The sequence below is a fragment of the Mycolicibacterium hodleri genome (assembly GCF_025822245.1).
Classification (GTDB): domain Bacteria; phylum Actinomycetota; class Actinomycetes; order Mycobacteriales; family Mycobacteriaceae; genus Mycobacterium; species Mycobacterium hodleri.
The window spans coordinates 105,339-126,081 of sequence record NZ_JACKTL010000027.1; the positions used below are offsets into that span (position 1 = coordinate 105,339).

Below are 20,743 nucleotides of genomic sequence, written 5' to 3' on the forward strand. Positions count from 1 at the left end.
CAACAAGCGGGCAGTCAGCGGCCCTGCGCGGCGAAGTCGGCGACCATCGCCTCGGCACTGCGGACCGCCGCGCGGCACGCCCTGGTGGTGAACGGGTCGTTGAGCGGGTGGTCGGCGCGCCGCCGCCAGCGCTGGGCCGCGGAGAAGGCCGCCCGCGGCCCGTCGTAGGGCGCGTCGGGTTGCAGCCCGAGGCGGCTGGCGGCGTCGGTACCCGAGCCACCGATGATTCGTCGCAACGACGCCATCTCGTCGTCGTTCAACGTCGTTGGCCTCGAACGCAATTGGCTCAGCAAGCGGAGCTCCTCGAACGCGTGGGTGTCGGCGATCAGCGGTTCGATGTCGGCGAGGATGAAGGGCGTGGCATAGATCGGGTTGTCCTCGACCACCCGGCGCAGTGACACCAGCGCGGTGTGCGCCTTCAGCAGGTCCGACCGCTGGGCGAACTGCTGGTCGATCACGTCGCGCAGCGCGATCAACCCGCTGCGCTCGAGCAGCTCGTCGGCCAGGGCGACCGAATCGGAGATGCCCGCCCGCAGCACCGCGATCGAGATCCGGATGCCGAACATGCCGAACCGCTCCAGCAGGGCCGCCCGGGTGGCGGCGTCCACGGGCAGCTCGCCGTCCTCCCGGACGAATCGGTCCACCGACAGCATCGCCTTGGCCAGCTCGCCGGCGTCCACCCCCGAGAGCTTCTCCAGCGCGACGAACTCGCTCTGCCGCAACGTCCGCGCGGTCAGCGCGAGCAACCCCGACACCGGCACCACGGCCTGGCAGATGCCCGTCTTGTCCATCTCGGCGGTGTACCGGGTGGCCACGTCCTTGGCCGACAGCATCGCGTCGATCCGACCGGCGCCGATCTCGTCGGCCCGCGACGCGACGCCGATGACGCCGAGCGCACCCGCGGAGCCGCCGACGAGGGTGCCGATCTGCTTCAGCAGCCCGATGTCGGTGGCGTTGAGCGTGCGCAGCAGGAAGACCACCGCGTCCACGCGCGGCACGCCGTCCTCGGGCACCAGCAGGCGCAGGGTGCGCTCGGAGACGTCCCGCGACAACGACGACGTGCCGGGGGTGTCGATGATGGTGGTGTCGACGAGTTCGGCGGCCGGCCACTCGACGTCGAGGTCCAGGACGTCGTCGGGGTCGAGGCTGGCGAAGTCGAACGTCAAGCCCCGGTCCCCGGGGTCGCGGGCAATGGGGACGTTGGACCGTCGGCCGCCCCGATGGTTGGCCGTCACCTTGGGGGTGGCCCCGTTGCGGAACCACGTCACGATGCGGGTGGCCTCGGTGGCGTCGGTGGGGGCGATGTCCTCGCCCACCAGCGCGTTGACCAGCGTGGACTTGCCCGCCTTCAACGTTCCCGCGAGGGCGATGCGGATGGGCTGGTTGAGACGCCTGCCGATCCAGTCCAGTTCGTGGTGCACGTCGGCCCGCTCCCGGTAGGCCGGGTCGCTCCGGTAGGCCTGGATGGTGCCGCCAAGGATCGCGCGCACTCGATCGCTGGTGCTCATGTCGGTTGCCCAGCTTAGTGACCGTTGCCGGGAACTTACGTAGCGACCGCTTCCGGTCGTGGCGAGAGGTTGACGGCGTGTTCGGTGACCTGGCGCAGGATGTCGAGCCGGCGCTCCAATTCGCGGACCCGGGTGTCGCGTTCGTCCATCTCCATCTTCGCCGCGCTGAGCGAGGCCTGGAGCGATTCGTTCAGTGAGCGGGTGGTCTGGTTGGCGATCTCGCGGTAGTGGTCGCGGAGCTGGCGCTGCACGCCCTTGAGCCGGTCGCGGGATTCCTTGCTGACGACGAAGGAGACGTCGTCGACGAACTTTCGGACGTTGGTCTTGGCCTCGTTGCGCACCCGGAGCATGCGGTTCTCCATGTCCTCCTTGTACGCCTTGCGGCCCAGCAGCAACCCCGCCCCCAGCGACAGCGGGTTGAACATGCCGAGGCCGGCGAACGAGGTGAGCATGCCGAACATCAGCACGCCGCCGTAGGACCCCCGCATGCCGGTGACCACCTTGTGGCCCTTGCCAATTGGCTTGGCCTCCAGCCGACTGAGCGACTTCATGTCACCGAAGCCGGCGCCCATGTCGCGGGCGTTGATCTGGGGCATCTTGACCGCGTCGAGCCCGGCTTCGGAGAACGTGCGGCCCACCTCCTGGGCGAGCGCTTCGGCCCGCTGGTAGGCCCACACGAAGTTGTCGCCGACGGCGGTGGCGATGGCGTTCTCCAGCTCGGCACCGATCTCGGCCCAGTGCTGCGTCGGGTCGCATCCGTCGATCTCGCGCTCGGTGTGCTGGGTGATGGCGCGGAACCGGGCGCGCAGGTCGTGGTCGACGTCCGCGGTCAGGTCGGTGATGCCGTCGTTGAGCACCTGCTGCCACAACGCGGTGTGTTGCAGCGCGTCCTGCGCCTCCTGCTTGCGGCGTTCGAGGTCGGCGTTGAGCGCGTCGCGGGCCTCGGGGTCGTTGATCGACGACAACTCCGTCTCGACCGTCATCGTCAGATGTTCGGCCGCGGACCTCACCTCGGCGAGCACCTGATCGCGGATCCGGTCGTTCTCGCGGCTGAGCACCCTGTCGCTGAGGAACTTCACGATCGCCGGGAAGTTGGACTCCTCGTTGAGCTCCTTGTCGTTCATCGCAATGGCGTGAGATCGCAGCACCGAAGAGACTGGAGTCACCGGGACGTCGACGCCGGCCCGTCGAAGGTGCGCGACGTTGGCCGCGACGATTTCCCGCCAGTGCGGGTAGAGGTCGGTCTTGGTGGCGAGAATCGTTGCCACGGGGCAGATTTCGACGGCCTGGCGGATGAAGGTCATCTCGGGTTCGGTGAATTCCTGGCTGGTGTCGCTCACCATCAGCACGGCGTCGGCGTCGGGCAGCAGACCCAGCGTCGCCGACAGGTGCGGCTGGCCGTGACCCCCGACTCCCGGGGTGTCCACGAACGCCAGGCCGTTCTTCAACAGGGGGCTGGGCGCGGTGACCTCGACGCGCAACACCTCGCGGCCGCCGGCCTGCGGCGCGCGGCGCAGGTCGTTGCGGACGTCGGCCATCGGGATCTCGACCGCCTCCGGCTCGGCGCCGTCGCCGCGCGCCACGATCAGCCGCGCCGTGGCCTGCTCGCCGTAGGAGACGACGGTCGCCATCGTGGTGGTCTCGTCGTCACCGACGCGGGCGACGGGGACGTTGAGCAGCGAGTTGAGCAGTTGACTCTTGCCCTGCTTGAGCTGGCCCGCGATGACCACGCGCACCTGGGGGTCGCTGATCCGCTCCTTGGCCGTGGCGAGTCGCTCGACCAGGTCACCGCGGTCGTAGGCCTCGGCGATCCTGGTGCTGTGGTCGATCAACTCGACGATCACCTTGACCTTGCGAGGGTCGTTCGGTTGGGTCATGTCATCCTCTTCCGCCGCGGTCCACGGTAGGCGTGGAACTGGCGGGGACCCCCAAGGGAGTCCCCGCCAGTCGTGGTGATCGGCTAGAAGCCGAGGTGCGAATCGTTGTGCGACGCCAGATCCGTGTCGTTGTGCGACGCGAGGTCGGTCGAGTTGCCCGAGGCCACGTTGCTGGTGAAGCTGTGGTCGTCCACGGTGTTGTCGACGTGGTTGTCGGTGTGGGTCTCGGTCTCGGTGGAGACGTGGGTGTTGACCGAGTTGTCGGTGTGGTTGCCACTGCCCAGGTCGCCACCGGCGGTGGTCTGGTTGCCGCCCACGGTCGAGCTGGTGGAGTGCGAGGACGTGTCGTTGACGATGATCGACCCGCCGCTGCCGCCGCTGCCCGCATTGGCCTCGTTGCCACCGTTTCCGACGCCGATGCCGAGCAGACCGCCACCGCTCGAGCCGCCGCTGGCGCCCGCGCTGCCGCCGTGTCCGCCGGACATGTCGTTGTCCTTGATGACGGTGCCCTCGTTGCCGGTGATGATGTCGCCGCCGGAGTGCTGCGAGGTGTCGGTGACCTTGGTGTCGTTGCCCTCGCCGATGATGATCGGCGAGTGGCTGCCGCCGCCGATGTAGCCGGTGTTGGCGTTGTTGCCCTCGCCGACGACGTTGCCGTCACCGTTGACGCTGGTGGTGTCGATGTGGCCGGCCGAACCGGTGTTCACGACGCCGCCGTTGGTGGCGCTGTTGCTGGTCTTGTCTCCCAGGGTGATGTCGCCGAATCCGAGGTTGAACGCGCCCTGCTGGGCGTTGGCGCCGGCGTGCTGGTCGGGGCTGAGCAGCGAGGTGTCGTTGTTGCTGGCGAGCTGGGTGTCGTTGTTGCTCGCGAGGTCGGTCTGTGGCGAGAACGCCGTCTGGGGGGAGAACGCCGCGGGGATGTTGTGGTAGCTCGCGACCGCGTTCTGCAGACCGTAGACCGGGTCGCCGCCGCCGAGCAGGACACCGGCGGGCGCGGCCGAGGCGGCGACTGCGGCGAACTGCGAGGCGCTGACGTTCTGCAGGCCGACGGACCGCAGGGCGCCCTCGGGGTCGGAGACGTAGTTGGCGGCAACTGCCGGGCTGCGGAACAGGTCGAGGATGTAGTCGAGGAGGTTCGTCATGGGAGTGCCTTCCGGTGGTGGGTGTCCAGGTCGTGTCGCCGTGCCTCCGGCGATCTGTTCACTACGTTATGGGCCTTCCGGAACCCCGGAAACGGGGACGCAACCCCTTGCTCCCCCGGGCCGTTGAGGGGCGCCCTAGGGGCGACCGTTAGGGGATTAGGGGATGGCCATGGGGGTTCCGATTCCACGTCGTTGACCTGCGCCGAAACGACGACAGCGCGGCCATTGCTGGCCGCGCAGTCGCGGTGGTGTCTGGCCGTGCGGCCGAGGGTCAGGTGAAGATGTCGAATCCCGGGTCGTGCGGGTGGTCCAGGTGGTCGTCGAGCGAACCCGGCAGGTCGTGCTGGCCGTCGTGCTGGTCGAGGTCGGCGGTGTCGACCGAATCGTTCACGGCCGCCAGGTGCAGGTCGTCGAGCCCGGTGGCGTCGACCGTGGGCACGCTCAGATCGTCGAAGCCGTGGTCGACGACGGTCGGCGTGGAATCCTCCGGCAGCTCGATGACGTTCGCCACCGCGGGCACGTGATCTGCGACGACGTCGGTTCCCTGGATCGGCAGGTGGTCGTCGAAGGCGTCGAAGGCCGCGGTGGCCGCGCCACTGGCCCACACGTTGTGGGCCGAGTCGAGGAGCGTGTCGGCGCCGGCGGGGACACCGTTCGACGGCACGGGCGTCGACATCGACTCCGCGACGACGGGGATCAGGTTGGCGACGTCGGCGTGGGTGACGTCGGTCAGGTGGGCGTCGGCGATGGTCTGGGCGGGGTTGGCCGCGTACTGGGCTGCCGCGTCCGGATCGCGTACCAACGACATCACGAAGTCGAGAAGTGAATTCGCCACGACGTACCTCCTCTTCCCTGCTCGGGTGTCGATGCGAAGCCGACACGAAGGTGCGGCGGCCACGGTTCAGCTCGAATGTTATCGACGCAGGCGGCCGCGGTAATCGGTGCTGACGCCACCCGCACGGGGTGGGCATTAGGGGCCGACGCATTAGGGGTTCGCAATCGTTAGGGGGATGTAACCCACGACCGGGTGCGACGCCGCTATGGTGAGTGCTGATTTTCTCCGATCCCCCAGGGATGCGCGTCTTCACGAGGAATAGCGGGACATGAGCGAACCACGGGACATGACAGCACCACTCGGATTCTCCGTCGGGTCCACGAATCTGGTGGCGGCCCGAGTGGGGTCCGCTCCGGTCACGCGACGGTCGGTCCTCGTCGTGTACCCCGACCGCGCCCCCGAGGTCGGGGTGTTCCCGGGGCCAAACCAGCCGGGTCTGGTCCTGGCGGGATTCGTCGAGCGGGTGGGCGATCCGGTGCCGCTGGTGGCGGCGGACGGCTCGTCCCATCGCGGCGAGATCGTGCTGGCCGAGGCGCTCGACGTGCTGGCCCGCGAGGTCGGCGGTGGTGCGCCGGTCACCGTCGCGGTGCCCGCGCACTGGGGTCCGGGGGTCCTCGGCGCCCTGCGCAACGCCTTGCGCGCCAAGCCCGCCCTGTCCCCCAACGGGGTGCCCCCCGCGCTCGTCCCCGACTCCGTCGCCGCGCTCGAAGGCCTGCGGGCGGCACCCGGGCTGCCGTCGCAGGGCGTCGTCGTGTTGTGCGACTTCGGCGGCGGCGGCACCAGCATCACGCTGGCCGACGCGGGGGCCGGGCTGGCCGTCATCGGGACCACGCTGAGATACCAGGACTTCTCCGGGGACCTCGTCGACCAGGCGCTGCTCAACCACGTCGTCACGGGCATCGCGGAGGCCAACTCCGCCGATCCCGCCAGCACGGCCGCGGTCGGATCACTCAGCCGCCTCCGCGACGCCTGCCGCGGCGCCAAGGAGCGGTTGTCCGCCGACACCGCCACCGTCATCCAGGCCGAGATCCCCGGCTACTCCTCCGACGTCCGCATCACGCGACCCGAACTCGAAGGCCTCGTCGACGCACCCCTGACGGGACTGCTGTCGACCATCTCGGAGACGTTGCAGCGCTACCGAATTCCACTCGCGAGCATCTCGGCGGTCGCCACGGTCGGCGGCGGGGCCGCCATTCCGCTCGTCACGCAGCGGCTCTCGGAACAGCTACGTGCCCCGGTCGTCACGGCGCCGGCGCCGGTGCTGTCGATCGCCGCGGGTGCCGCGGTGGTCGGGGCCCTCGGATTCGACGACGCGCAGACGGGCATGGCGCCGACCGGCCTGGCCCCGACCGTCGACGCACCGACGGGTCTGGCTCCGACCATGGGGTGGGCCGCGGGTGGGCCGCCCGGCCCGCCCAATGCGGGCGACTCGGGCGCGCTGGCGTGGTCGCAGGACGACGACCTGCCCGCCAGTGAGCCGATGCCGTACGCCGGGGGTGAGTACAGCTCGGAGTACTCGTCGACGGGGGCCCGGCCGGAGATGGCCTTCGCGCACGAGGAGGAGGACGACCGGCCCGATTCCGAGCCCCTGCCCTGGTACAAGCGGCCGCCGATCCTCTTCGGCGCCGCCGCTGCCGCCGCACTCCTGGCGGTCGGCGGGTTCGCGGCGGTGCAGCTGACCGGCAACTCGACCGACAGCGGCACCGTCACCGAGGTCGTCACCATTTCCTCGACCGGTGCGAACGGCCTGGTGACCACCAGCCTCTCCACCCTGACGTCGACTCGGCAGAGCGCCGCGCCGAGCAACACCTCGACGGTCTCCACTTCGCCGACCTCCGACTCGACGACCACGTCGCCGACGAGCACCACGACCACCACGTCGCCCACGACCACCACCACGACGACGACCACCACGACCACCACCACGACGACGACCACGACCACGACCCCGCCGACGACGACTACGACCCAGCCCCCCACCACGACCACCACGCAGCCCCCGGTCACGACGACCACGCAACCGCCGATCACGACGACGCGGGCGCCGAGCACGCCAACCACGGTGGCGCCACCACCCGAGATTCCGACGACTCCGGTGATCGCCCCGGCGGCGCCCGCGAATTAATGGCCGTCAGCGACGCGGTCGCGACCTGGCTGTCGTCGCCGACCGAGCCGGCGAAGGTGCTGGTCTCCGGCGGGGTCGGCACCGGCAAGACCACCGTGCTCGCCGAGATTCGAGCCAAGCTGCGCGCGGCCGGCGTGGCCGTCGTCGCCCGGCCCCCACGCGTCGGTGACCCGCCGGGCGCGGCGGTAGTGGTCGACGACGCTCACCTCCTGAGCACCCCGGAGCTGCAGCGGTTGACCGAGCTGGTGGGCGACCCCGCCGCGTCGGTCGTCGTCGCGGCCGAACCGTTGTCCCATCAGCCCGCACTGGCGGCGCTGCGCACGGCGATGGCCCGCGAGGCCCCCGAGCTGGTGCTGTCCCCTCTCACGCCGTCCGAGGTGCACCGCGTCGCCGCCGAGATCCTCGGTGTGCCGCCGTCGGCGGATCTGGTCAGGGACACCATGGCGGCGAGCGCGGGGCTGCCGTTCCTGGTCCGTTCCGCGCTGACCGCGGTGGCGTCCGCGGACGGCGCGACGGCCCCTGACGCCGTCGCACGGGCCACCAGGGTGGCGTTGATCGAGCGTTTGCGTCGGGCGGAGGAGCCGGTGCTCGACACCCTTCTCCTGTCGTCGCTGAGCCAGGAGCTTGGGCCGGACGACGTGGCCGCCGCGCTGGGCGTGCCTCAGGACGACGCACAGCGACTGGTCGACGTCGCCAGGGCCAGTGGGCTCATCGCCCCGGCCCACAGCCAGACGTTCGCCGTCGCCCTGCACCAGAGCGTCGCCCAGATCATCGGGGCCGCGCGGCACCACCAGGTCGAAACATCGCTGCTACGAACACAACTCGAGCAGTCGACGCTGTCGACCGACCTGGCCCTGCGCCTGGCCGAGCACGGCTTGCGCGATCCCCGGCTGGCGGCCGCACTGACCGAACTGGCTGCCCGGAACCAGGACCGGCCCGCACGGGCCGCCCGGCTGTACCGGGCGGCCACCACGGTGGGGGCGAGCGAGCTCAGCGCCAAACTGGCCGATGCGCTCGCCCTGACCGGGGACTGCGCCACCGCGGGCCGACTCGCCGACGAGTTGCTCGGGTCCGAGGTGGCCGGCGAGCGGGCCGCAGCGGTGCGGATTGCGGCCAGTGTCGCGTTGCACGACGGCCGCGCCGCCCAGGCGGCCGAACTGGTCCGCTGGCTCGGCCCGTACCCGGACGCGGTCGTCGGGGCGGCCGCGGTCGTGTCGGCTCTGGGCGTCGGTGACGTCGAGACGGCGCGCGCGGCGTCGAGCACGGACGCCTCCGGCCCACCCACGTCGACCGCCCGCGCGGCGCGCGCCGTCGCCGAGGGCCTGTTGCTGACCGTCGACGGCGGGTATCCGGCGGCCATCGCGCGATTGGCCCAATCGGTGACGGAGCAGACGTCGGCCGCCGTCACCCCCGACACCGCGTCGGCCCTGGTGACGTTGGTGGCGATGCACGGCGGCGACTCGGTGCGCGCCCGAAGCGTCATCGGACGGGCCGTGCGAGGCACCGGAGACGACGAGGGCTTCGTCGCCCGTCGGCACACCCTGCTGCTCGGCTGGGCCCGCATGCTGGACGGTCAGTTGACCGCCGCCGCGGCCGACGCCGCCTCGGTCGCGGGCGTGGACCTGCACCGCCGGGACGCGCTGTGGGCCGCCGCCCTGCAGACCGCCGTGGCCCGGCGCGCGGGCGACAGCGGTGCCGTGCAGAAGCACTGGTACGCGGCCATGGAGGTGCTCACCGAGTACTCCATGGATCTCTACGCCCTGCTGCCGCTTGGTGAGTTGTGGGTGGCCGCCGCGCGCCTGCGGCAGGTCGACCTGATCAAGCCCGCCCTCGACGAGGCCTTCACTCTGCTTGACGCCCTTGGCAATCCGGCCCTGTGGTCGGTGCCGCTGCACTGGTCGGGTGTGCACGCCGGCATCCTGGCGAACTCGCCGGCGTCGGTGGCACCGCACGGCCAAGCGTTGACCGCGGCGGCCGCGCACAGCTCCTTCGCACGGGCCCTGGCGACCGCGGGCCGCACGTGGCTGCGGGTGCTGGCCAACCACGTCGACGCCGACGAGGTGGCCGTGGCCGCGCGCTCCCTGACGCAGTTCGGATTGACCTGGGACGCCACCAGGTTGGCCAGCCAGGCGGCGCTGCACACCCCCGACGGCAAGGTCTCCGGGGCCATGTTGCAGTTGGCCCGTGACCTCAAGCTCGCCACCGGGGGCCCGGTGGACGGCGGCGACGTCACCGAGATGCCCGCCGCGGCCACGCCGAGACCGGCTGCCTCGGCGACGCGGGAACCCCGGTTGTCGGATCGGGAGCGCGAGGTGGCCGAGCTGCTGCTGCAGGGCATGCCGTACCGGGACATCGGCAGCCAGCTCTTCATCTCGGCAAAGACCGTCGAACACCACGTCGCGCGGATCAGGCGCCGGCTGGGAGCCGAGTCGCGATCGGAGCTGATGTCCATGCTGCGGGCCATTCTCGGGAGTGCGGGCTAACGGTCCGGGGATGTGACCACTGACACAGCGGTGGCGGACGTACCGCTCACGACGAGCGCACTAGCAGCCGACGTCCAGGCAACCAACCGGTAGGTTAGGTCAACCTTTGTAGCGTCGAGAAAGCCGCGGATGCCACTATGAGCTGGTATTCAGCGCAAGTTACCCGTCGGTAACCAGTCACCTTACTGGGCGGTAACTTCAACCCGGGAGGAACGCGTGGACACGCAGACTCTGATCAGGCTGACCCTTGGCCTTCTGCTCACGGCAATCGTCTTGGCGTTCGCCGCCAAACGCGTGCTGTTCCTCACCAACCTGATCCGCTCGGGCCAGCCCACGATCGACGAGGAAGCCCGCAAGGACAACCTCAAGGCGCGCATCACCACGCAGTTCACCGAGGTCCTCGGGCAGAAGAAGCTGCTGAGCTGGTCCATCCCCGGCATCGCCCACTTCTTCACCATGTGGGGCTTCTTCGTCCTGTCCACGGTGTACCTCGAGGCCTACGGCGTCCTGTTCAACCCGAAGTTCGCCATCCCGTTCGTCGGGCACTGGGACCTGCTCGGCTTCCTGCAGGACTTCTTCGCCCTCGCCGTGCTGCTCGGCATCGTCGTCTTCTCGATCATCCGCCTGCGGTCCGAACCCAAGGAGTACGGCCGCGATTCGCGCTTCTACGGCTCGCACACCGGCGGCGCCTGGCTGATCCTCTTCATGATCTTCAACGTCGTGTGGACCTACGCGCTGTTCCGCGGCGCGGCGGTCGCCACCGGCAACCTGCCCTACGGCTGGGGCGCGTTCTTCTCGCACTCCATCGGCGCGGCCCTGGAACCCCTCGGCCACGGCGTCAACGAGATCATCGAGACCGTGGCGCTTCTGCTCCACATCGGCGTCATGCTCGTCTTCCTGCTGATCGTGTTGCACTCCAAGCACCTTCACATCGGCCTCGCGCCGGTCAACGTGACCTTCAAGCGCCTGCCCAACGGCCTCGGCCCGCTGCTGCCCATGGAGTACAACCGCGAGTACATCGACTTCGAGGATCCCGCGGAGGACGCGGTGCTCGGTCGCGGCAAGATCGAGGACTTCACCTGGAAGGGCTACCTCGACTTCACCACGTGTACCGAGTGCGGCCGCTGCCAGTCGCAGTGCCCGGCGTGGAACACCGGAAAGCCGTTGTCTCCCAAGCTCGTCATCATGAACCTGCGCGACCACCTGTTCGCCAAGGCGCCCTACATCCTCGGCCAGTCGGAGTCGCCGCTGGAGAACACCCCCGAAGGTGGCCTCGGCGAGGACCTCAAGGGTGAGAAGCACGCCGACGTCCACCACGTCCCCGAGTCCGGCTTCGAACGCGTCCTCGGCTCCGGCCCCGAGCAGGCCACCCGCCCGCTCGTCGGCACCCTCGAGCAGGGCGGCGTCATCGACCCCGACGTGCTGTGGTCGTGCACCAACTGCGGCGCGTGCGTCGAGCAGTGCCCCGTCGACATCGAGCACATCGACCACATCGTCGACATGCGCCGCTACCAGGTCATGGTCGAGTCGGAGTTCCCCGCCGAGCTCAACGGGCTGTTCAAGAACCTCGAGCGCGCCGGCAACCCGTGGGGCCAGAGCGCCAAGGAACGCACCAAGTGGATCGACGAGGTCGGCTTCGACGTGCCCGTCTACGGCGAGGACGTCGACTCCTTCGACGGCTTCGAGTACCTGTTCTGGGTCGGCTGCGCCGGAGCGCTGGAGGACCGCGCCAAGAAGACCACCAAGGCCGTCGCCGAGTTGCTTGCGACCGCAGGCGTGAAGTTCCTCGTCCTGGGCAGCGGCGAGACCTGCACCGGTGACTCCGCCCGGCGTGCGGGCAACGAGTTCCTGTTCCAGCAGTTGGCCGCCCAGAACGTCGAGACCATCAACGGGGTCTTCGAGGGCGTCGAGACCGTCGACCGCAAGATCATCGCGACGTGCCCGCACTGCTTCAACACCATCGGCCGCGAGTACCCGCAGCTGGGCAGCAACTACACCGTCGTGCACCACACCCAGCTGCTGAACCGCCTGATCCGCGACAAGAAGCTGGTGCCCGTCAGCCCGGTCAGCCAGGACGTGACCTATCACGACCCGTGCTTCCTGGGCCGGCACAACAAGGAGTACTCGGCCCCGCGTGAGCTCATCGGAGCATCCGGCGCCACGCTGACCGAGATGCCGCGCCACGCCGACCGCGGCCTGTGCTGCGGTGCCGGCGGCGCGCGGATGTGGATGGAAGAGCACATCGGCAAGCGCGTGAACCACGAACGCGCAGAAGAGGCCTTGAACACCAACGCGTCGAAGATCGCGACCGGCTGCCCGTTCTGCCGGGTCATGATGACCGACGGCGTGGGTGACCGCGCCGAGGAGATGGGCAAGGAGGCCGAGGTCCTCGACGTCGCCCAGCTGCTGCTCGCCTCGCTGGACAAGGACTCGATGACGCTGCCCGAAAAGGGTTCCGCGGCAAAGGCCTTCGCGGCCCGCGTGGCGGAGCGCGAGGAGCAGGCACCCGCCGAAGCCGAGCCGGTCGTCGTCGAGGAAGAGGCCGCACCGGTGGCCACGGCCGAGACGACGACGGAGGCCCCCGCGGCGCCGGCCAAGGGCGGTCTGACCATCGCCAAGAAGCCGGGCCGCAAGCCCGCCGCCAAGGCCGAAGCCGCACCTACCGAAGCACCAGCGGAAGCGCCCGCTGCCGAGGCCCCGGTCAAGGGCCTGGCCATCGCCAAGAAGCCGGGCAGCAAGAAGGCCGCCCCGGCAGCCGACGCGGCACCCGCCGCCGAGGCCCCGGTCAAGGGCCTGGCCATCGCCAAGAAGCCGGGCAGTAAGAGGACCGCCGCCCCGGCGGCCGACGCCGCGCCCGCAGCTTCCGTTCCTGCCCCCACCGAGCCGGCCGCGGCCGAGCCACCGGTGAAGGGGCTGGCGATCGCGAAGCGTCCCGGCAGCAAGAAGGCCGCGGAGGCGCCGCATGAGGGCGATGCCACGGTCGTGCAGCCGGCCAACGTCACACCCGACGAGGCGAAGGCCGGCACCGACCCCGAGGAATCCGCGGATTCGGACCTCGGCCTCGAGAAGCCCGAGCCCGCCGTGAAGGGTCTGGCGATCGCCCGCCGCCCCGGCAGCAAGAAGGCAGCGGCCCCGAAGCCCGCCGAAGAGGTTGCGCCGCAAGGGGAATCGGTCGACGAGTCGGCGACCGAACCGGTCGGCGAGCCTGCCGCAGTGGCCACGCCCGCCGAACCCGAGGCACCCGTGAAGGGCTTGGGCATCGCGCCGGGGGTGCGTCGTCCCGGCAAGCGATGACCGGCGCGACGGCCGCTCGGGAATGGTCCTCAGCTCACCTGGCGAAGCTGGAACGGTGCCTGAGTGATCGTGCCGCCGGGGCAGTCGTAGTTGGAATCGGTGGTGATCGTGCCGGCGAGCGTCGCCGGATCGAGGGTCAGCGAGATGTAGGCAGGCGCGTAGCTGCCGTCAGCACAGATGGCACCGTCGGGCTTGGTGATCCTGAAGTTCCACATCCCGTTGGCGAAGGTCGCGGGGACGGTCCAGCCCTGATTGCTGGAGACGCTGCCCGTGCACCCCGTGGGGCCGCACGTCGTCGCGATCGACCAGAGGTTGAGGACGTCGCCGCCGGAGTACGTGCCGTTGAGCAGAGGCGGATCGGCGAGGACCGGTGACGCCACTCCGACGGCGACGGCCATGATCGCCGCGGCCGACGCCAGCGTGCGTGTTACTACGAACTTCATCTCCGCGCCCTCCGACCGATGCCGACTCAGCAAGTTAACAGCCACCCCGGTGCAAATCGTGGGACCGTGGCCAGGATTTGCCGGGCCGTGTCCGATCTGCCGCACGAATGACGGCGAACGGACTCTGCGTTCGACCCAGACCGGAGGCATCCGGCGAGGAAATACGCTTGAACAGCCATGGGAGACTTGACGCCGTGAGTAACAACCAGGTGCCCTGGCAGACGAGCAATCAGCCACGGCAACGCACGTTCGCGCAGTCCACGAAGCTGCAGGACGTCCTCTACGAGATCCGTGGGCCCGTGCACCAGCACGCGGCGCGCCTCGAGTCGGACGGCCATCGCATCCTCAAGCTGAACATCGGCAACCCCGCCCCGTTCGGCTTCGAGGCGCCCGACGTCATCATGCGCGACATGATCCAGGCACTCCCCTACGCCCAGGGGTACTCCGACTCCAAGGGCATCGTCTCGGCCCGCCGGGCAGTGGTCACCAAATACGAACTGGTGGACGGTTTCCCGTATCTGGACGTCGACGACGTCTACCTTGGCAACGGTGTCTCCGAGCTCATCACGATGACGCTGCAGGCACTGCTGGACAACGGCGACCAGGTGTTGATTCCCGCGCCGGACTACCCGCTGTGGACGGCGTCGACGGCATTGGCGGGCGGGACCCCCGTGCACTACCTGTGCGACGAGACGCAGGGCTGGATGCCGGACATCGCCGACATGGAGTCGAAGATCACCGAACGCACCAAGGCGCTCGTCGTGATCAACCCGAACAATCCGACCGGCGCGGTGTACAGCCGCGAAAACCTGCAGCAGATCGCGGATTTGGCCCGCAAGTACCAGTTGCTGCTGCTGGCCGACGAGATCTACGACAAGATCCTCTACGACGACGCCGAGCACATCGCGATGGCGTCGGTGGCACCCGACCAGCTGTGCCTGACGTTCAACGGATTGTCCAAGGCCTACCGCGTGGCCGGGTACCGCTCCGGCTGGCTGGCGATCACCGGACCCAAGGAGCACGCGGCCAGCTTCCTGGAGGGCATCAACCTGCTGTCCAACATGCGGCTGTGCCCGAATGTACCTGCGCAGCACGCCATTCAGGTGGCCCTCGGTGGCCACCAGAGCATCGACGACCTGGTCCTACCCGGTGGCCGACTGCTCGAACAGCGCGACGTCGCCTGGCACGCGCTCAACGAGATTCCCGGGGTGTCCTGCGCGAAGCCTCAGGGTGCGCTCTATGCGTTCCCCCGCCTCGACCCCGAGGTGCACGACATCCACGACGACGAGCAGTTGGTGCTCGACCTGCTGCTCCAGGAGAAGATCCTGGTGGTGCAGGGCACCGGATTCAACTGGCCCGCACCCGATCACCTTCGCATCGTGACGCTGCCGTGGGCCCGTGACCTCACCAACGCCATCGACCGGTTGGGCAACTTCCTGGCCAGCTACCGGCAGTAGTCACCACCAGTACCTCTCGCGACCACCTCTACCCTGGCCGAGTGGCGCATTCGCACTCGCACTCCATGTCCTCCGGTCCAGCGCCACTTGGGCCGATGGCGGCCAAGATCGTCGTCGGACTGCTCGTCGCGATCGGGGTGGCGGTCATCGGCGGGATGGTGCTGCTGTGGCCCAGCCACAGCAGCGTCGACGTGCCGCTGCCGTTCCAGAACGCCGCGGGCGGCGCCGTCACCACCGAATCCGGCCGCGTGGTGTCCAGCGCCCAGGGCCCGTGCGGCAGCCCCTCGGCGGGCGGGGTGCTGACGTCCGCCCCGGTCGCCGCGCAACTCGGCGGTGGGGAGTGCGTCCAATCCCTCGTCGAGATCGGTTCGGGTCCGAACAAGGGGGCCGACACCCTGCTGGAGTTCAGCGGTGGGCCCGGCCAGCCGAGCCTCGCCGTCGGCGACGAGGTTCGCGTCAGCAGACAGGTCGACCAGAACGGCACGACGACGTACGCCTTCTACGACTTCGAGCGCAGTTGGCCACTGGGGATCGTGGCGGCGCTGTTCGCGGTCGTGGTGGTCGCGGTGGCCCGGTGGCGCGGCCTGCGCGCGATCGTCGGCATCGCGGTGGCGTTCGGCGTCCTGATGGTGTTCCTGTTGCCGGCGCTGCGCGACGGGGCCCCCGCCGTACCCGTGTCCCTGGTGGCCTCCGGGGCGATCCTGTACGCCGTCATCTACCTTGCGCACGGGGTGAGCCTGCGTACCAGTGCCGCCCTGCTCGGCACCCTGACCGCGCTGTTGCTCGCGGCCGGATTGTCTTGGGCGACAATCGAATTGGTGCACCTGACCGGCTTGTCTGAGGACCAGAACAACGAGGTCGCCGCCTACCTGGGCAACGTGTCGATCACCGGCCTGCTGCTCGCCGGGTTCATCATCGGGTCACTCGGCGTGCTGAACGACGTGACGGTCACCCAGGCGTCGACGGCCTTCGAGATCGCCGAGCACGGCGCCAACCGCCGGGCCATCTTCACCGGCGCGATGCGCGTCGGCCGCGACCACATCGCCAGCACCGTCTACACGCTGGTGTTGGCCTACGCCGGCAGCGCACTGCCGCTGCTGCTGTTGTTCAGCGTCGCCAACCGATCCCTCGGCGACGTGCTGACCAGTGAGAGCGTGGCCATCGAGGTCACACGGTCCGCGGTCGGCGGCATCGCGCTGGCCCTGTCGGTGCCGCTGACGACGGGCATCGCCGCCGTGCTCGCGACACCGCAGACCCGGAAGGCCTAGAACGGGGTGGCCTCGAGCCAGGTGTCCCAGACCGCCTCGTCGCCGAAGACCTCGAGACCCGCGTCGGCGGTGGTGCGACGCCGGGTCAACGCCAGGAACAGGTCGACGGCGCTGCCGCGCACCGCCGCCTCACCCTTGGCGTGCGCGTGCGACCACCCCAGGCCGTCCTCGTCATTGGTGATCGTCCACTCCCCGGTGGGGCCGAGCCCGTCGTCGGTGGCGTGCAGGTGCAGCGTCGTGCCCCGCGCCAGCGGCGGGTGGTGGCGGTCGGCCCCGGCGGCGGCAAGGGTGATCCACTCGCTGATGCCGTCGCCCGCCAGCTCGGCGGGCAGCTCGTAGGTGCCGCCGACGGCGAGGACCGCGTCGGCGCGGTGGACGGTTGCCTCGTGCACGCGACGGCGGATCCACCAGCCCGCCGGCTTCGGCCCGTTGAACGTCCACACCCGGGTCTCGGCCCCCACGCGGTCGACGGCGTCGATCACCGCCTGGGCGCCCGCGTTCAGCCAGTCGACCGCACCGTCGGTGTCACCGGGCGGCTTGCCACCCCGGACGTCGCGGGGGTCGAGCGGGTCGTGCCGCCGCTCGGCGATGATCTGCGCCGACCAGAGATGGCCCCGCCCTACGTGTTTGAGCAGCTGATTCATCGTCCAACCGGGGCAGGACGACACCGGAGTCTCGGGGTCGGCGGTTCGGATGACCTCACCGAGGGCCCGGGTCTCCCCGAGCAGCGTTGCGCGGAAGTCCACGCCTAAGAAGGTACCGCCGCACGAGCCTCGCCGAGCGTGATCGGCAACGTCGCCCACCCGCGCAGCACCCGCGTGTCGCGACGAGTGCCGTCCCCGGCGAGTCGCGCGTCCGGATAGCGGTCGAAGAAGGCCCGGAGCCCCACCTCTCCCTCCGCACGGGCCAGCGCCGCGCCGAGGCAGAAGTGGCGGCCGCCGGAGAACGAGAGGTGCTTGCCGGCGTTGTCGCGGGTGACGTCGAAGCGGTGTGGGTCGGCGAACACCGCGGGGTCGCGGTTGGCGCCGGCCAGATACAGGATGACGAGTTCACCGGCGGCGATCTGGCGCCCCGCGACCTCGGTGTCGACGCGCGCCATGCGGGCACTCAGCTGCACCGGCGACTCCAGCCGCAGGATCTCCTCGACCGCACCCGGCCACAGCTCGGGGTCGTCGCGAAGCTTCGCCAACTGGTCGGGATGCTCGAGCAGGATCCGAATGCCGTTGCCCAGCAGGTTGACCGTGGTTTCGAACCCCGCGGCGAGCACCAGGCCCGCGGTCGCCCGTAGCTCTTCGTCGTCGAGCCGCGTGCTGTCGTCCCCGGCCGCGATGATCTGGCTCATCAGGTCGTCACCCGGATGCCGCTTGAGGCGGCCGAGGTGCTGCGCGAGCCACGTGTTGAAGCCGTCCAGGCCGCGCTCGACGCGCAGGTACTGATCCCACGACAGGCCGACGTCGAGGCTCGGCGCGGCCAGCTCGCCGAACTCGAGGATCCGGGGCCGGTCGTGGTCGGGCACGCCGAGGATGTCGCCGATGACCGTGACCGGCAGCTGGGCGCAGTAGGCGTCTACGACGTCGACGCGGTCGGTCGGCCCCGCCTCGACGCCGTCGAGCAGGTCGAGCGCCGCCTGCTGCACGCGTTCCCGCAGCGCCGCAACGGCTCTGGTGGTGAACACCGACGACACGGTCTTGCGGTAGCGGGTGTGCTCCGGCGGTTCCACCGACAGCATCGACGGCGGCAGCAACGGGTGCAGCCGCCCCTTGACGGTCGTCTTCTGCTCCAGCCATCCCAGCGGTCCGGGCAGGGTCTTGCCGATCGCGGTGACGGAGAAGTCGTCGGACCGCAGAAGTTGGTGAGCCAGTGCGTGGTCGGCGGTGAGCCACGCCGCGCGGCCGCGCACCAAGGGACCGTGCCGGCGCAGCTCGTCGGCGAAGCCACCGGGATCTGCGCGCACCGCGGGGTCGGCGATCAGCCTGCCCTGCATGTCGCCGCGCTTGGCCCCGAAGGCCGCCAGCCCTCTGATCACCCCGTGCAGCGCGAACCAGTGCACTCGCTGCTTGAACTTCGGCCGGACCGCCCGTGTCATGACCCGAGCTTAAGCACCGGTCGCAGATCGTCCAACCGGTCGAAGAGTTGCCAGACGTACGCCGACGTTCCGTTCTCGCGGTGGGCGTGCAGATCGGCCAGGGTCGGGTCGTTGCAGTACCCGTCGAAGGCATCCTCGTCCGGCCACTCGACCAAGATCAGCACCTGGCGGCCCGCGACCTCGCCCTGGACGTTCTCGCGGAACTTGCCCAGCGCCACGACCTTGCCGCCGTAGCGGGCGACCTCGGCGACCGACCGCTTGGAGTAGGCCAGATACTCGTCGCGGTCGGCGACGTCGAACAGGTTCAGCGCGTAGACGGTCATGCCTGCACGCTACGACGCAATGGGCTCCGGTATCCGGCGGCCCAACGCGAACACCCGCCAGCCCGCCGACTGCCACGTCGTGACGTCGAGGCAGTTGCGGCCGTCGACGACGACCTTCGAGCGGACCGTCGCGGCGAGATCGGCCGGGTCGAGGTCGACGAACTCCTGCCACTCGGTGAGCACCAGCACCGCGTCGGCTCGGTCGCAGGCCTCGAGCACCGACGCCGAGTAGTTCAGGGTCGGGAAGACGCGGCGCGAGTTGTCCATCGCCTTGGGGTCGTACACGTTGACGGTGGCCCCGTTGAGTTGGAGCAGGCCCGCGACGTTCAGTGCCGGGGAGTCCCGAACGTCGTCGGATTCGGGCTTGAAGGCGGCGCCGAGGACGGCCACGTTGGCCCCGAGCAGGGACCCGCCGCACGCCGTGGTCGCCAGCTCCACCATCCGCGTGCGACGGCGCATGTTGATGCTGTCCACCTCGCGCAGGAAGGTCAGTGCGTGGTTGGCACCCAGTTCGCCGGCGCGCGCCATGAACGCACGGATGTCCTTGGGCAGACAACCGCCGCCAAAACCCAAGCCGGCGTTGAGGAATCGTCGCCCGATCCGCGGATCGTAACCGAGCGCGTCGGCGAGCATCGTCACGTCGGCGTCCGCGGCCTCACACACCTCGGAGATGGCGTTGATGAACGAGATCTTGGTGGCCAGGAAGGCGTTCGCCGACACCTTGACCAGCTCGGCGGTCTGCAGGTCGGTGACCAGCAGCGGCACGCCGGTCTCGAGGATGGGGGCGTACAGCTGGCGCATCGCGGCCTCGGGCAGGCGTGAATCCGGTTGCACGCCAAGCACGATGCGATCGGGGTGCAGCGTGTCCTGCACGGCGAAGCCCTCCCGCAAGAACTCCGGATTCCAGGCGATCTCCACGCTGACTCCCGGCGGCGCCAGCAGACGCGCCCGCTCGGCGAGGTCGGCCGCCGTGCCCACCGGCACCGTCGACTTGCCCACGATCACCGCGGACCGCTTGAGGCGAGGCACCAGTTGGTCGATCACCGCGTGCACGTGGCACAGGTCGGCGCCGTACTCGCCCTTCTTCTGCGGCGTTCCGACGCCGAGGAAGTGCACGTCGGCGAAGTCGACCGCCGCGTCGTAGTCGGTGGTGAATTGCAGTCGGCCCGCATCGAGGTTGTCGCGCAACACCTTTCGCAGCCCTGGCTCGTAGAAGGGGATCTCACCCGAGGCGAGTTTGGCCACCTTGCCCGAGTCGACGTCGACGCCGATGACCTCGTGACCGAGTTCGGCCATCCCCGCGGCGTGGGTCGCGCCGAGGTACCCCGTACCGAACACAGTGCATCGCATAGTGCCTGAATATGCTCGCGCGATGAGCTAACCGCAAAGTGACACCGAGCGGCAGACCAACGGTGGGTGACGAGTAGGCGTCAGCGACCGGGGGCGCAGAAGATCAGGAAGCAGTTCTGGCCGCCGCCACGTCCTCCGCCGGGGCCGTCGTCACCGCGGCCAGGTCGGCCGTCGTTGCCACCGGAGCCCGGCCAGCCACCGTGACCGCTCGAGCCGGGCCAGCCGTCGTCGCCGCGAGACGGACCCTGGTTGCTCGGCGGTTGCCACGGATTCTGGGGCTGCTGTTGCCACGGCGGCTGCTGCGGCTGCCACTGCGGTTGTTGTTGCCACGGCGACTGCTGCTGCGGGTACTGCCCGTACTGGCCGTACTGGCCGTACTGCGGATACTGCTGCACCGGTGGGTTGAAGACGTTGGGCAGCAACGGTGGGATGACCGCGGGCACCGGCGGGGCCACCACGGGCGGTGCCGGGTCGGGTGCCGGCGGAGCGGCTGGCGGGTCGGGTGCCGGCGCGGGCGGCGCCTCCGGTGGCGCAACGTAGACCTGGCGCTTC

14 protein-coding genes and 1 pseudogene are annotated in these 20,743 nt (G+C 69.8%); 5 read left to right on the forward strand and 10 right to left on the reverse strand.

Annotated elements, in window-relative coordinates; translation table 11 throughout:
• Positions 1 to 14 precede the first annotated feature (14 nt).
• The 4 genes from H7J06_RS11260 to H7J06_RS11275 all read right to left on the reverse strand — a co-directional run bounded on the left by H7J06_RS11260 (position 15) and on the right by H7J06_RS11275 (position 5,362).
• The gene (locus tag H7J06_RS11260) at positions 15 to 1,508 is read right to left on the reverse strand and encodes a dynamin family protein (RefSeq protein WP_264038925.1); all 1,494 of its coding nucleotides are present in this window, start codon (positions 1,506 to 1,508) and stop codon (positions 15 to 17) included.
• Positions 1,509 to 1,543: 35 nt separating this feature from the next.
• Positions 1,544 to 3,385, reverse strand: coding sequence for a dynamin-like GTPase family protein (locus H7J06_RS11265; protein ID WP_264038926.1), 1,842 nt, complete (start codon positions 3,383 to 3,385; stop codon positions 1,544 to 1,546).
• Between the two features lie 83 nt (positions 3,386 to 3,468).
• Positions 3,469 to 4,527, reverse strand: a complete 1,059-nt coding sequence (locus H7J06_RS11270) for an IniB N-terminal domain-containing protein (protein WP_264038927.1) — start codon at positions 4,525 to 4,527, stop codon at positions 3,469 to 3,471.
• A gap of 271 nt (positions 4,528 to 4,798) precedes the next feature.
• Positions 4,799 to 5,362, reverse strand: coding sequence for an Rv0340 family IniB-related protein (locus H7J06_RS11275; protein ID WP_264038928.1), 564 nt, complete (start codon positions 5,360 to 5,362; stop codon positions 4,799 to 4,801).
• Between the two features lie 286 nt (positions 5,363 to 5,648).
• Here H7J06_RS11275 and H7J06_RS11280 point away from each other — a divergent pair, with 286 nt between their 5' ends.
• From H7J06_RS11280 to H7J06_RS11290, 3 genes are all read left to right on the forward strand, one after another.
• Positions 5,649 to 7,487, forward strand: a complete 1,839-nt coding sequence (locus tag H7J06_RS11280) for an Hsp70 family protein (RefSeq protein WP_264038941.1) — start codon at positions 5,649 to 5,651, stop codon at positions 7,485 to 7,487.
• Positions 7,487 to 9,970, forward strand: a complete 2,484-nt coding sequence (gene iniR / locus H7J06_RS11285; protein ID WP_264038929.1) for an isoniazid response ATPase/transcriptional regulator IniR — start codon at positions 7,487 to 7,489, stop codon at positions 9,968 to 9,970. The genes H7J06_RS11280 and iniR overlap by 1 nt, the downstream gene beginning before the upstream one ends.
• A 216-nt stretch (positions 9,971 to 10,186) precedes the next feature.
• Entirely contained in the window at positions 10,187 to 13,264 is a 3,078-nt protein-coding gene (locus H7J06_RS11290; RefSeq protein ID WP_264038930.1) for a (Fe-S)-binding protein, read from the forward strand.
• A 29-nt stretch (positions 13,265 to 13,293) separates the two neighbouring features.
• Here H7J06_RS11290 and H7J06_RS11295 read toward each other — a convergent pair whose 3' ends face one another.
• A complete protein-coding gene (locus H7J06_RS11295; protein ID WP_264038931.1) occupies positions 13,294 to 13,707 on the reverse strand; it encodes a hypothetical protein in 414 nt (137 codons plus the stop codon).
• 167 nt (positions 13,708 to 13,874) lie between these two features.
• Between H7J06_RS11295 and H7J06_RS11300 the strand changes: the two genes are divergently transcribed.
• A complete protein-coding gene (locus H7J06_RS11300) occupies positions 13,875 to 15,164 on the forward strand; it encodes a pyridoxal phosphate-dependent aminotransferase (protein ID WP_264038932.1) in 1,290 nt (429 codons plus the stop codon).
• Between the two features lie 41 nt (positions 15,165 to 15,205).
• A complete protein-coding gene (locus H7J06_RS11305; protein WP_264038933.1) occupies positions 15,206 to 16,432 on the forward strand; it encodes a YibE/F family protein in 1,227 nt (408 codons plus the stop codon).
• On the opposite strand, the gene H7J06_RS11310 is transcribed toward H7J06_RS11305, so the two are convergent.
• The 5 genes and pseudogenes from H7J06_RS11310 to H7J06_RS11330 form a co-directional block, all read right to left on the reverse strand.
• Positions 16,429 to 17,178, reverse strand: a complete 750-nt coding sequence (locus H7J06_RS11310; protein ID WP_264038934.1) for a maleylpyruvate isomerase family mycothiol-dependent enzyme — start codon at positions 17,176 to 17,178, stop codon at positions 16,429 to 16,431. The two genes, H7J06_RS11305 and H7J06_RS11310, sit on opposite strands and share 4 nt — an antisense overlap.
• 2 nt (positions 17,179 to 17,180) lie before the next feature.
• The gene (locus H7J06_RS11315) at positions 17,181 to 18,518 is read right to left on the reverse strand and encodes a cytochrome P450 (protein ID WP_264038935.1); all 1,338 of its coding nucleotides are present in this window, start codon (positions 18,516 to 18,518) and stop codon (positions 17,181 to 17,183) included.
• Positions 18,515 to 18,841, reverse strand: coding sequence for a DUF1330 domain-containing protein (locus H7J06_RS11320; protein ID WP_264038937.1), 327 nt, complete (start codon positions 18,839 to 18,841; stop codon positions 18,515 to 18,517). The genes H7J06_RS11315 and H7J06_RS11320 overlap by 4 nt, the downstream gene beginning before the upstream one ends.
• Positions 18,842 to 18,850: 9 nt before the next feature.
• Positions 18,851 to 20,191, reverse strand: coding sequence for a UDP-glucose dehydrogenase family protein (locus tag H7J06_RS11325; protein WP_264038938.1), 1,341 nt, complete (start codon positions 20,189 to 20,191; stop codon positions 18,851 to 18,853).
• Between the two features lie 80 nt (positions 20,192 to 20,271).
• Positions 20,272 to 20,743 (reverse strand): annotated as a pseudogene (locus tag H7J06_RS11330) (DUF7159 family protein); the annotation flags it as partial.